At 62.3% G+C, this 12,642-nt stretch carries 10 protein-coding genes; 7 read left to right on the top strand and 3 right to left on the bottom strand.

Annotated features, from left to right (window positions below; genetic code table 11):
- Positions 1-69 precede the first annotated feature (69 nt).
- Positions 70-1,134: a non-hydrolyzing UDP-N-acetylglucosamine 2-epimerase gene (gene wecB, locus AC1DDG_RS01055; RefSeq protein WP_476874629.1), complete on the bottom strand. Its 1,065-nt coding sequence runs from the start codon at positions 1,132-1,134 to the stop codon at positions 70-72.
- A 112-nt stretch (positions 1,135-1,246) separates the two neighbouring features.
- On the opposite strand from wecB, the gene AC1DDG_RS01060 reads away from it, so the two are divergent.
- From AC1DDG_RS01060 to AC1DDG_RS01070, 3 genes are all read left to right on the top strand, one after another.
- Entirely contained in the window at positions 1,247-2,353 is a 1,107-nt protein-coding gene (locus tag AC1DDG_RS01060; RefSeq protein WP_476874630.1) for a glycosyltransferase family A protein, read from the top strand.
- A gap of 76 nt (positions 2,354-2,429) precedes the next feature.
- Positions 2,430-3,551 (top strand): glycosyltransferase, encoded by a 1,122-nt coding sequence (locus AC1DDG_RS01065; protein WP_476874631.1) that lies wholly within the window; start codon positions 2,430-2,432, stop codon positions 3,549-3,551.
- A 48-nt stretch (positions 3,552-3,599) separates the two neighbouring features.
- Positions 3,600-4,595, top strand: a complete 996-nt coding sequence (locus tag AC1DDG_RS01070; RefSeq protein WP_476874632.1) for a glycosyltransferase family protein — start codon at positions 3,600-3,602, stop codon at positions 4,593-4,595.
- 62 nt (positions 4,596-4,657) lie between these two features.
- Here AC1DDG_RS01070 and AC1DDG_RS01075 read toward each other — a convergent pair whose 3' ends face one another.
- Complete coding sequence (locus AC1DDG_RS01075) at positions 4,658-6,556, bottom strand: ABC transporter ATP-binding protein (protein ID WP_476874633.1); 1,899 nt, start codon at positions 6,554-6,556, stop codon at positions 4,658-4,660.
- 157 nt (positions 6,557-6,713) lie between these two features.
- Between AC1DDG_RS01075 and AC1DDG_RS01080 the strand changes: the two genes are divergently transcribed.
- Genes AC1DDG_RS01080 through AC1DDG_RS01090 form a run of 3 tightly spaced genes read left to right on the top strand, consistent with a single transcriptional unit; the run spans position 6,714 to position 9,519 of the window.
- A complete protein-coding gene (locus AC1DDG_RS01080; protein ID WP_476874634.1) occupies positions 6,714-7,682 on the top strand; it encodes a glycosyltransferase family protein in 969 nt (322 codons plus the stop codon).
- Positions 7,679-9,022, top strand: coding sequence for a glycosyltransferase (locus tag AC1DDG_RS01085; protein ID WP_476874635.1), 1,344 nt, complete (start codon positions 7,679-7,681; stop codon positions 9,020-9,022). Before AC1DDG_RS01080 ends, AC1DDG_RS01085 begins: the two co-directional genes overlap by 4 nt.
- A gap of 2 nt (positions 9,023-9,024) precedes the next feature.
- A complete protein-coding gene (locus tag AC1DDG_RS01090) occupies positions 9,025-9,519 on the top strand; it encodes a hypothetical protein (RefSeq protein WP_476874636.1) in 495 nt (164 codons plus the stop codon).
- A gap of 166 nt (positions 9,520-9,685) precedes the next feature.
- On the opposite strand, the gene AC1DDG_RS01095 is transcribed toward AC1DDG_RS01090, so the two are convergent.
- The gene (locus AC1DDG_RS01095) at positions 9,686-11,803 is read right to left on the bottom strand and encodes an acyltransferase family protein (RefSeq protein ID WP_476874637.1); all 2,118 of its coding nucleotides are present in this window, start codon (positions 11,801-11,803) and stop codon (positions 9,686-9,688) included.
- Between the two features lie 198 nt (positions 11,804-12,001).
- On the opposite strand from AC1DDG_RS01095, the gene AC1DDG_RS01100 reads away from it, so the two are divergent.
- On the top strand, positions 12,002-12,640 hold the full coding sequence (locus AC1DDG_RS01100) for a glycosyltransferase family 2 protein (protein WP_476874638.1): 639 nt from the start codon (positions 12,002-12,004) through the stop codon (positions 12,638-12,640).
- Positions 12,641-12,642: the final 2 nt, after the last annotated feature.

Here is a 12,642-nt window from a genome sequence, read left to right on the forward strand (position 1 = left end):
AGGCCTCCGGAGAGGCAGCCTGTCAGCTGCCGTTCCGGAGGCCTTTTCCATGGGCGGGGCCCAGGGAACCTAACTGCCGAACGCCTCGATCAGCGCCGCGACCGTACGCTCGGCGGCATGGCCGTCGCCGTAGGGCGTGGCGTCGGTTGCGGGCGGCGCGGGACGGCGGACAGTGTCTGCCAGGATGCTCAGGTCCTCGCTGACCAGGACGTTCCAGCCCAGTTCGACCGTCTCCACCCATTCGGTTTCCGGACGGATGGTGGTGCAGGGGGTGCGGAGCAGGAAGGCTTCCTTCTGGAGTCCGCCGGAATCGGTGATCACGCCGGCGCTGTTCCGGACGGCATGGACCAGCTGCGGGTAGGCCAGCGGTGCAGCAACCCGGACGGAACCCTGCTCCAGATCGAGGCCGTGCTTGGCCGCCAGGCTGACGAGCCGCGGGTGGGCCAGCACGAAGACCGGCTTTTCCAGGCTGGCCAGGGACTCGATGATGGCTCCCAGTCGCTCAGGAGAATCGGTGTTGTCGGGCCGGTGGATGGTGCAGACGTAGTATTCGCCCGGCGCTGCATCGACGGGCAGGGGCTGCTCGGTGGCGTCTAGCATGTCGCGGACCTTGAAAAGCACGTCGGTCATGACGTCGCCAACTAGTACCGTCCGCTCCGCGAGGCCTTCCGTGGCGAGGTGCTTCACCGCCACCTCGGTGGGTGCAAGCAGGAGGTCAGCGCTGTGGTCCGTCAGGACGCGGTTGTGCTCTTCCGGCATCCGGCGGTTGAAGGACCGGAGCCCGGCCTCCAGGTGGGCAACGGGGATGTGCATCTTGATGGCCGCGATGGCCGCCGCGAGGGTTGAGTTGGTGTCGCCATAAACCAGGACACAGTCCGGGGCTGACTCCTCAAGGATGCCTTCCAGGCCGTGGAGCATGGCACCTGTCTGGGCACCGTGCTTGCCGGAGCCGACGCCAAGATTGAAATCCGGTGCCGGGATGCCGAGATCGCGGAAGAACACATCGCTCATGAGCTCGTCATAGTGCTGGCCCGTGTGGGCGATCAGGTGTTCGGCCTGTCCGGCCATCGCCGCTGCTATCGGTGCAAGTTTCACAAACTGGGGACGTGCGCCAACGACGCTGAGAATTCGCATGGGTTCAAGTTTAGAGGCAGGCCGTCTATATTTCGCCCGGGGACCGGTGACTAGAATCACGGGGTGCGTGCTCCTCGGCAGGGTTTCATGGGTCCCGCGATAACCTTACTGGGTGGACAACGAAATACAGGACTCAGTGCTGCTCGACCTGGTGATCGCCGTGCACACCCCCGACCGGCCCGTGGGGCGCGCCGTAGCGTCGCTGGTCGACGGCGGTCTGCCTACGGCTCCCGGTGCGCAGCGGCGGCTGCGGATCAACGTGGTTTGCCACAACACGGATGTGGATCCGATCCGGGAGCGGGTGGCTCCCGAGCACCGTGGCCTCGTGCGCTTTCACCACTACGTGGACGGCATCAAGAGCCCCGCGGGCCCCTTCAACCACGGAATCGCTGAGTCCTCCGGCACGTGGGTGGCCATCATGGGCAGCGATGATTCCGTCGAACCCGGCGCGCTGGCACGATGGGTTGAAGCTGCTGAGCGCGACCACGCCGACGTGCTGATAGCCCCCATGGGCCACGCCGGCGGTGGTCCCATTCGCACGCCTGTGGTGAGGCGCACCCGCCACGCCCGGCTCGATCCAGTGGCCGACCGCCTGACGTACCGGACAGCGCCGCTCGGACTGTTGCGGCTTTCGCTCGTGCGCCGGCTGGGACTCACATTTCCGACCCGCTACGCCACCGGCGAGGACCAGTCGTTTTCGGCGAAGCTGTGGTTTTCGGGCGCGAACATCAGCTACGGCCGCGGCCTCCCGCGATACCTGGTGCACGCCGACGCTGCCCTCCGTGTCACCCACACGCCGCGCCCCGTGGCAGAGGACTTGGCATTCGCAACCGACTTGGTCACGTCCGGATGGTTCGAGGATTTGCCTCACCGGGCCAGGGAAGCAATTGTCACGAAGATCATCAGGGTGCACATCTTTGGGCACGTCCTGCTGCGTGCCGAGGCCGGAACATGGAGTTCGGCCGATGCCGCCGAGATGGCGCGCGAATTGCAGAAACTGCTGTTCCGGGCACCGCACGCTGCGCGACCGCTTTCACTCGCGGACAGAAGACTGCTCGACGCCGTGGCCCGCGAAGAGGCGGACGTGGCCGTGATGAAGGCGCTGGCATTGGCCCGGCGCCGGTTTGCGAGCCCGCAGACCTGGCTGCCGCGCAGCCTGTCGCACGCCCTGCATCCCGAGGCGCCACTGAGGTTCATGAGCGCCTCGGCGCTGGTCTAGCGCGTCACGCCGGGATGAGCACGGCTTCCATGCTCCGACGCCCCCTGAAAACTCCCCGATTCCGTCGAAAGAACACATGAAGATCCTTGTAGTCGCAACGTGGTATCCGCATGACGAAAATCCCACCGAGGCGCCGTTTAACTCCGAGCACGTGGAAGCCATCCGGGGACGCGGACACGAGGTCCGCGTGATCCACGTCCGGCTCGGCACCACCCTCGCCTTGCCGCGGCAGTCTTCCGGCCTGTGGGAGGGCACGCCCGTGCGGCGGGTGGCCGCGGACCCGAAACGGCCGTCTACCGTCCTGGCTGCCAGCCGGACGCTGGCCAAGGAAATGGCCTGGGCTGACGTGGTCCACACCATGGCGTTCTCCTCGATCCTCGTCACGATGATGCCGTGGGCCGCACGCGCGCTGACGGGCCGCCGGCCAGCATGGGTCCATACAGAGCATTGGAACGGCGTCGTGAACCCGGCCAGTGTCTCACCCCTCTGGGCCAAGCTGTCCTGGGTGCGCGGCGTCCTGCGTTTGCCCCACGTCGTCACCGGTGTGACCGGGCAGCTCACGCGGGAAATGCAGCGGTTTGCGCGCCCGCACGCCGCCGTCGTGGTGCCGTGCGTGGTCAAGGCCCGCGGCGCCGTCGTCCCTTCCTCCTTCGGTACCCCGCTCCGCCTCGCTGCCGTGGGCGGACTCATTGCCCGCAAGCGGCCGCTGGAAGCGGTGCGGGCCATTGCCTGGCTGCGCGACCACGGCACGGACGCGCACCTGACGTGGGTGGGTGAAGGCCCGCTTCGCGGGGAATGTGAGGCCCTGATTGCGAGGCTCGGGCTTGAGGACCAGGTGACGTTGACAGGCTCGGTGAAGCCCGCAGAAGTTGCCGGCCAACTGGCTGACGCCGACCTCTTCTTTCTTCCCACTGCCCAGGAAAACTTCTTCACTTCGGCCGCAGAGGCACTGGCGGCGGGCCGCGCTGTCGTGGCCACCCGGGTGGGCGGCTTCAGCGACTACGCCGACGGCTCCAACAGCAGACTGGTCGACGACGTGTCCCCTGAGACGCTGGGAGGAGCGGTCCTGGATGCCCGGGACGCATTCAAGGATGTTCCTGCCGGAGACATTGCCGGTCCCATCCGCGAACGGTTTTCGCCGGAGGCAGTGGGGGAGCTCTTCGACCGCGCATATACGGCTGCTCTGGCCCGTGCCTGAGGCCACGGGCGTTACAGGCATCATTGCACACACTCTCGGAGGGGAACTGTGAAGTCCGAACCCAAGGTTCTTCAGTTCAATGACTGCGCCTTTGTGGCGCGGAACATGGTCCGCGCTGCGGCGCGCGCGGGCATCAGCTGGGACTACCTGCCGCCGGAGCAGGTCCGTCCGATGACAGTGGCGCCGAAGAATCCGCTGCTGGCCAAGGCGCGGTTCATCCCGTACGTTGCACGGCGGGCCGTCAAGCTCCGGGCAGCCGACGTCGTGCACGTGCACTACGGCACGAGCGTCAGGCTGATTAAGGAACGCGGAATGCCGCGGCGCCCGTACGTCCTCACCCTGCATGGAACCGACATCAGAAGGCAGTGGAAGGATCCAAGCTTCCACGATGAGATCCAGCGGGCCATCGATGGCGCGGCACACGTCTTTTACGCGAATGCCGACAACGAGCACGACGCACGCGCGGCCCGTCCGGATTCGGAATTCCTTCCGTCCCTGGTTGATGTGGCCGGATTGCCGTCGTGGTCGCCTGTGGGACCACCCACAGTGCTGTTTATCTCACGATGGGACGACGACAAAGGTGTGACCCAGCAGCTGGGCCTGGCGGAGGAGCTTTGCCGGGCCCTTCAAGGCAAGGCTGAGGTCGTTGGCCTTAATTGGGGCCCCGGTGCATCGCAGGCTCAGCGGCTCGGCGTCACCATGTTGGACAAGCTGCCGCAGCAGGAGTATTACGAGAAGCTCAGCCGCGCCTGGGTGGGAGTGGGGCAGGCTTCAAATTACTTCTCCACCAGCGAATTCGAAGCCCTGTGCATCGGCCTGCCGGTGGCTGCCCTCGGAAGCCGCCTGCCGCGACCCGACGACGGCACGGTTCCCCCCGTGATGGAGGGGAACGTCGACGAAGTTGTCGAGCAGATCGTCGGAACGCTCGCCGACCCGCACGCCCAGTCAGCGCGGCTGGGTGGCCGCGGGTGGGCTGTGCCCAGATACGATGCCGGCAGATACGTGCACATGCTGGATGCGCTCTACCGCCGGATTCCCCGCTAACCGCTGAACCAAGAAGGCCCGGACGCTGAGTCCGGGCCTTCTGGGTACTTCTGATCCGGTGCTTAGGACCCAGCGCCGCGCGTACTCAGGGGCTGCTTGGCAACGAACTCCTGAGCCGCGTTCTGTCCGGCGTCACCGGCGTCTTCCTCGCCAGAGTCGTCGCCGGAGTCGTCACCATCGCGGTTGTGCAGGCCCGCAAGTGCAGCGTGCTCGGCGAAGTCAGGGTTTTGTTGCACGACTTCGTCAAACGATCCCTGGGAGACGATGCTTCCTTCTTTCATGAAGCAGACCAGATCGTTGTTTCGGATAGTCGAGAGGCGGTGCGCTACGGAGATCACGGTCATCTCGCCGTGCAGTTCGCTGATCGCCTTGGCAACGGCAGCTTCTGTTCCGGTGTCCAGGGCACTCGTGGCCTCATCAAGCACGAGTATGAGGGGATTCATGTACAGGGCGCGCGCGATGCCGAGTCGTTGGCGCTGGCCACCCGAAAGAGCGAGCCCGCGCTCACCGACGCGGCCGTGGATGCCGTCCTTGCGCGATTCGATGGTTTCCAGGAGTTGGGCCCGTTCCAAGGCCTTGAGAACTTTTTCCTCGTCGATGTCTTTGCCCCATGTTAGGGCCACGTTCTGGGCCACCGATCCGTCAAAGATAGCGACTTCCTGCGGAACATAGCCAACGCGTTTGCGCCAGTCGGAAAGGACTTCCTCCAGCGGAACGCCGTCCAGCGTCATGGTGCCTTTGGACGGGGTCAGTAGGCCAAGGAAGATGTCGATGAGCGTGGACTTGCCAGCCCCGGACTGTCCCACGACGCCCACCGAGGAACCAATCGGCAACCGAAGGTTGATGTTCTGAACGGCAGGCCCACCGGCCCCTGGATAGGTAAACTCCACGTTCTTCAGTTCGAGCATCTTCGGCTCATGCTTGATGGGGGTCTTGCCGAGCTTCTCTGCGTTTTTGCGGTACTCCGCGGCGTCGCGGATGTCGCCCATGACCGTTTCGGTGTAGGGCAGTGTCGACTGCACCAGTGTCAGCTGAGACTGGACCGTCGTCAGGGCCGGGACCATCTTGAAACCGGCTAGACCGAAGATCGCCACAGATGACATTGCGGCCTGAATACCTCCGATCAGATAACCGACAGTGCCTATGAGGAGAAAGCCGCCAATCAACGCCATGTCGATCACGAACTTTGGCACGGACGCCATGAATCTGATGTTGGAACGGGAACGTGCGGCCCTCTCGCGGCTCTGCATGACAACGGCGCCGACTTCGTCTGCCTTGCCACGCAGGGTGATTTCCTTGAGCGCGCCAAGCATCTCGGAGACCAGTTTGGACATGCGCATGGCAGCGTCCCGGTTTACCTTGCCGGCTTCGTAGGATTTTTTCGAAAGCCAGAGATAGAGGAATGCAGCTATGGCGCCGAGATAAATGACCGTAACGAGCGCGGTCTGCCACGAAGCGCCGATAAGCACCACCAGCACGGAGGCGAACGTCAACACTTGCGCCGGAAGAGTCACAGCAGGAAACAGGACGCCCGCAACCGTATTAGCGATTCCGACGTCGATCATGCGCACGAGTTCCGTAGTGGAGCGCTTCATTCGTTCCGTCCACGGCGCGCGGATGTAGCTTTGAAAGAGAACCGTGCCGATTTCAAGTTCATAGTCTGCGAACTTGCGGGTGGAGATCCATTGCAGCCAGATGTTGAGCACAGACTTGAGGATCATGACCATCGCGGACGAGACCAGCAGGAGTAGACCGAACTCCTGGCTCACAGATCCGAAGACAGGAAGGCTCATGCTTCCACCTTTAAGGATCTGGTTCAGCACGAGCGCGAATACGCCCAAAGCAGCGGAGTCGAGAAGCGCCAGCACGGCCGATAGTACGCCGAAGAGAAGGAGGAACCGTCTTGCGTTGGACGGCAGAAGCGGCAGCAGCTCGCGCATGGTGCGGCGCAGGTGTTTCAAGAATTACTCCAGAACGGCAAGGGACAGAATCCCTCCCAATACTACGCGCCGCCCTTGAAGACGCAGGCAGGCGTGCTGGTGCAACCAGGCGGAACTGAACGCAGGCGGTGACAGGCAGCCGCGGGATTGTACGGTTGCGGATGAGATGATGTTGGGCATGAGTCAGCAAATTCGGGTCACACAACTGTTTGATTGTGCAGACGTTGCCAAGACCTTTGTTGGAGAGGCCCGTCGGCAGGGAAAGCCCTGGAAGTTGGTCCAGGGGCCATGGAGCCGGGGCGGAACGAAGGCTGCGTACTACCGGTTCCGCCTGGAGCAGGCCTTGGCATATCCTCGCACCCAGATCTGGCATGTGAACATGGGCGGCCGGGCCAAATGGGCGAGGGGCGCCTTTGCCCGCCCTTACGTTCTAACGCTCCACGGCACTGATATTCGGGAAAGTTACTGGCAGGACCAGCATCATGCCGTCATTAAAGCGGATATCGAGGGGGCGGGGCACGTCTGGTACACGACTCCCGACCTCCGCGAGAAGGCAGAGCGAGCAAGGGTAGACGCGGAGTACCTCCCGGCGCCTGTGAATACGGATGAGCTACCTGGCTGGGTCCCGGCCCCCAAGCCGCGCGTGTTCTTCCCGTCCCGATGGGATGCCTCCAAAGGAGGCGACGCGTTGCTGCAAACCGCCTCGGATGTGATTTCGGCAGTCGGTGCCCGGTCCAACGTCGATTTCGTCGGCCTTGATTGGGGAAATCGCGCGGCCGAAGCTGCCCGGCTGGGAGTCACACTTCTGCCAAAGATGCCCAAGCGCCAATTCCTCAGGGAACTGTCTACGGCGCACGTGGCTGTTGGTCAGGTCACGGGGGTCCTCGGACTCAGCGAGCTACAAGCGATCGGCATAGGAGTGCCCACAATCTTTGTCGATCAAGTGGATGGATATCCTGGAGACTTGGCGACAGTAAGCGTTGAAAAGTCCGAGGTCGGCCAGGCGGTCAGGGAGTCGCTCGCGGATCCGGCAGTATTATCACGGCGGCTGGATGGGCCATCTTTTGTCCGGAACAACCACAGTGCCTCCGTTCTGTTGCCACGATTATTAGCTGGTTATGCCAAAGTTCTAGGAGATGCGCAATGACCAAGCCCCATCTCTTGTACATAGCTTTTGCCTTTCCGCCGAGCACAGCCTCGTCGGTCTACCGGTGTACGTCCGTTGCGAATGCATTTTCGAGTGAAGGCTGGGACGTGACCGTTCTGACCGTTGATCCTGAAGTCTGGTCGCAAATATCGGGAGTGGACCAAAAGCTCGCCGAAACCGTTGACCCTGGAATTACAGTCGTTCCCGTAGATGATGGGGGATCGGAAGAGCCCGCCCGTGGTGACCTTCGCAGGTATTCCCGTTTCCGGATCGAGGCACCGTATGTGTGGAAGGAATTTAGGAGACGGCTTAGCCGCCGCCACTTCCCTGAAGACTTGCACGGATTTTGGTTGAAGCCTGCGGCAAGCGAAGCCCGTCGAATTCACGAGCAAAAACCCGTTGACTTGGTCATGGCGTCTGCAGTTCCGTATGTTTCATTTGAAGTGGCCCGCACTCTCGAGGGAGTCCCTTATGTGCTCGACTACCGCGACGCTTGGGCCTTCAATACGTTCACGGAAGTTTCGAAACACGAGCCGGATTCGAAAGTCGGACAGCTTGAGGCGCGATACTTGGACGGCGCGTCCCAAGTGTGGTTCGTAAACGATCAGATCAAAAGTGAGTACGAGCGCAGATACCCCTCGGCTGGCACTAAAATGCGCGTCGTAGCGAACGGGTTCGATCCACAGCCCGGACATGCAAAACCGCAGCCACGGAAAACGTTAGATCCTACATTTGGCTACCTAGGCACGTTGCTGTACGAGAAAATGCCGACCCAGTGCTTGCTCGATGGTTGGCACCTCGCCTTCCCTGGCGGAGGACCCACTGGCGGTACAACAGCAGTCTTCAAAGGAAAGCTCAGCTCCTCCGGCGCCGTTTCGCCTGAAATGCTGGGAGCTTTTACTAAAGTAAAAGCGGATGGGCTCAATCACTTCGGGCCCATCTCCAAGCGTGACGTCGCTGGATTCTATCTATCGCTGGACGCGCTTATCTTGCTTCTACCCAGCGGGAAGTACGTGACTGGGGGGAAAACGGCCGAATACTTGGCCACCGGTCTCCCTATTGTTTCCGCCCACGACCTGGACATAGCAGCCACGGACCAGCTTCGTGATTATCCGCTGTGGTTTCCGGCGAAGGAGCTGACTCCTCAGGGCATTGCTGAAGCTTTACGTGCGTGCGCTGAGGCCCTTAAGGATCCGGATCCAGTCCGTTGGAACGCAGCGTGGGAATATGGCCAGAGGTTTGACAGGAGACTAATTTTGAAGCCCATCATCTCTGAACTGCGGCTAATAGCCGGTTACGCCGAGTCAGATGCGGCTCTTCTGGATGAGGAGAGGAGCTAGTCGTGAACGAGCCGAAGCTCTTAGACGTCAGTATCTTGATTGGACGCAGTACACACGCCCAGGCCGTCATCGACGACTTGTGGATGCGTGCCAGTAATCATGTGACTCAAGAGGGCCGCAGGCTTTCGGGGACGGTCGTCTATGTTGACGACGGCCGGTCGGAAGTGACGGCGTCAGGGCCGGGGCTGAACGTAATTGCTTTGAAAGTGTCGCGGGGAGGGTTATGCGCTCAGATTTGGTCCGCCCTCGCGGAAAAGGGCGGTCCTACGGGGGCTGCAGGACGCCTTGTAAGAGATAATCTTGCATCCCGACGACTGGCTAAGACTTTTGGAAAATGGCCAGATGTCGCCGCAACGTTCTGTAACTCAGACATTGTTGTTGCCGCTGACCTCATTGCGGACCGCTCAGTATGGCAGTTACGAAAACGAACCCCCGCCCAACTGGTTCACGGACCTATTGCCATGATGCATGTGCTGCGGCAGATAGCCAGCACTTAGGGGTGGTGCGTTGGATCCGATCGCGGGTGGACGGCTCGAGCCATTGTTTCCGGAGACCGGGTGACGTGCAAATGAAGCGGTACGGGCGGCGGGGGAGGATGCCGAGCTCCAGCAGCCCGGCCGCCGTCGGCGCCCATGGTGGGCGGGGGACGGTCGCCAACCCGCCTCAGGAGATGTGACAGTCAAGAAAGGGGGCCAGCGCCCGCGAAAACTCAGCGCTAATGTGCGAGTAGTCCCGGTAGACAATCACAGCGCCGAGCTGCGGATAGCAGAGCTTTGCATCGCAGAACTCGTTTCTGAGCGGAATGCGGGTGAATCCGGCGGCTTTAAAGTTCGCCGCTGCATGCGTTATCGCCGTTCCCCTGGGGAAGGCCTTTTCCACAGTGGTGGCACAGGCGAGCGGATCCCGGCTGTTGGCCGCGAGGCAGGTTGGAACAGACTGGCCGTTGGTGCGCGGAACGTCGTCGAAAGCGACCACCCGCTTACCTGAAGCGAGCAAGCCCTTCCATACCGTGGTGAAGCCCTCCACCGCAGGGTCCCTGAGTTCAACGCCAGGCGCCGGTTTGTAGGTGTAGGCCGACGAATAGGAGGCCGTGAAAATCATACTGACTTCTTTGGACGCCGCCAGCTTTTCCTGAAGTTTCTTGCCCCACGCCCAACAGTCTGCCTGGTTTCGGTCAGTCGCTTCCGAGGGCAGGACGCGCAACGCCGCCGTGAGCGGACACGATCCCTTTGTATACGTCTTGACATGCCATTTGTGCCGTTCGGCGAGAACCTCGATAGCCGGCAACCAGGCTGTTGCATGGGAATCACCTACGAGGGCGACAGTGGCCGTGGCTTGGCTTTCTTCGACGCCAAAGTCGCAGGAAACCAGGTCCGTGCCGGAGAAGTCGCCCTGGCAGCCCTTGTACAGGGGTGCCGTATTTTGGCGGGCAACCACCGCCGGAGCAGGATCCGGAAGTCCGGCCCCGGTGACGGAATCACAGTTGTTGGCGGGGTTGAGCGCCCCCGGGCCATAACAAGGGCTGTTCACCTGCGCCGACTTGCCGTCGCTTCCGACGAAGGCAAATGACGTCAGCGCGACCGAGAGGCCCAGCACGATGGCCATTCCGGATGCGGCGACCAAATACGCGCGAACGTTCGTCGACAAGAGGCGGCCGGTCCGCAGCGGGTCTTCCACCGTGATTTTCGTGATCCAGGACAGCAGGACCACCAGGCACAGGAGGAGGCACTTGTCCAGCAGGCCGGCTGGCCTGCCCATTACGTACGGGGCCACGATCAGGATCGGCCAGTGCCATAGGTAAAGGGAGTAGGAGATGCCCCCCACAAACGTCATGGCCTTGGATGACAGCCACCAACGGGCTCCGGCCGGTGTCGCCGTCCCGGATACTATCAGGATCATCACGGTTCCGCCGACAGGAATGGCCGCGGTCCAGCCGGGAAACGGCGTCTGGGCCGCGAACATGAGGGCCGAACCGGCAATCAGGCCAATGCCCGCCCAGCCCAGGACGGTGGCGATCCAGCCATCGAGGGTCCGCTCCATTAGGACGAGGGCAACGAGCGCGCCGGCCGCAAATTCCCAGACACGGGCCGGGGTGACGAAGTACGCCATGGACGGGGCGAGCGCCGTCACAGCCATTGAGTAGGCCAGGGAGGCTATCCCGATGACCGACAGGCCGCCGATGAGAATCGACCGTGGAGACGTCGCCCTGCCCTTTGAGCGGGCAAGCTTCGGAACGATGTACAGCAGGCCGAGCACCAGCAGGGGCCAGACGACGTAGAATTGCTCCTCGACGGAGAGGGACCAGTAGTGCTGGGCGACCGTCGCGTCATTGTGCTGCGCCGAGTAATCCACCGAGTCGCCGGCCAGTACCCAGTTTTGAACGTAGAACCCGCTGGCTGCCAGCTGCCGTGCCGTAACTTCCCAGACCGTTGACGGCATCCACAGGAATGCTGAGAGCAGCGAAGCGAACAGGACAAGGAATGAAGCCGGAAGCAGCCGTCTTACGCGCCTGGCCCAGAACTTCAGCAGGCCGATCGAAGATGTCCGCAGGATCTCCCGGTACATGTGGGACGTGATGAGGTATCCCGAGATGACAAAGAAAATGTCCACGCCCACGTACCCTCCCGTTAGCCGGTTCGGCCAGAAGTGGTACAGCACGACGGCCGCCACGGCGATGGCACGCAAGCCTTGGATCTCCGGGCGGAACGGGGCCTGAACGGGCCGCTGCTCTGCCGTGCGGAGTCCTGAAGCCGGGTCAATCACGAGGTTAGTTGCAGACACAACAGGAAATTTTACCGTCTAAGTGCGGCCGGACCGGTGCGGGCCGCCAACGGCCGGTCACCGCTCCAGCCGTTCATGGCTGCGTTCCACACCCCCACACGTTCCGTCCGCACGTCTGTGCCGTGGGCTCCAAGTACCCGACGGCTGCATGCCCTATGGAATACTTGACGGGTGAGTCGAACCTGGATAGTCATCCCCATGTACAACGAAGCGTCTGTCGTCGGTACCGTCATTGAGGGGCTGAGGAAAGAATTCCCCAACGTTGTGTGTGTCGACGATGGCAGCACCGACGGCTCCCAGGAGGTCGCCAGGGAAGCAGGCGCCGTCGTCGTTCAGCATCCGGTTAATCTGGGCCAGGGGGCCGCGCTCCAGACGGGCATTGAGTATTCACTGCAGGACCCGGAGTTGGATTGCATCATCACTTTTGACGCCGACGGCCAGCACCGCGTAGTCGACGCCCGTGCCATGGCGGACCGCATCCTGTCGGGCGAAGCCGACGTCGTTCTTGGGTCGAGGTTCCTCGATGACAGGACGAAGCTGACGCCGCTGAAGCGACTTGTCCTGAGGACGGCCGCCGTACAGTCGCGCATGGCGACGGGCATGGCCCTCACCGACGCGCACAACGGCCTGCGGGCGTTCAGCCCAGGCGTTGCCCGGGGCATCAATCTGCAGCAAAACCGGATGGCGCACGCTTCTGAACTTGTCCACCAGCTGGCGGAGATGAACCCGCGCTGGGTCGAGCAACCGGTTGAAATCGTCTATACGGACTATTCCAAATCGAAGGGCCAGTCCTTGTTGAACTCGGTCAATATCGTCGCTGATCTCTTTTTTAGGTGAAA

It is taken from the genome of Arthrobacter sp. 10L430 (assembly GCF_056395245.1).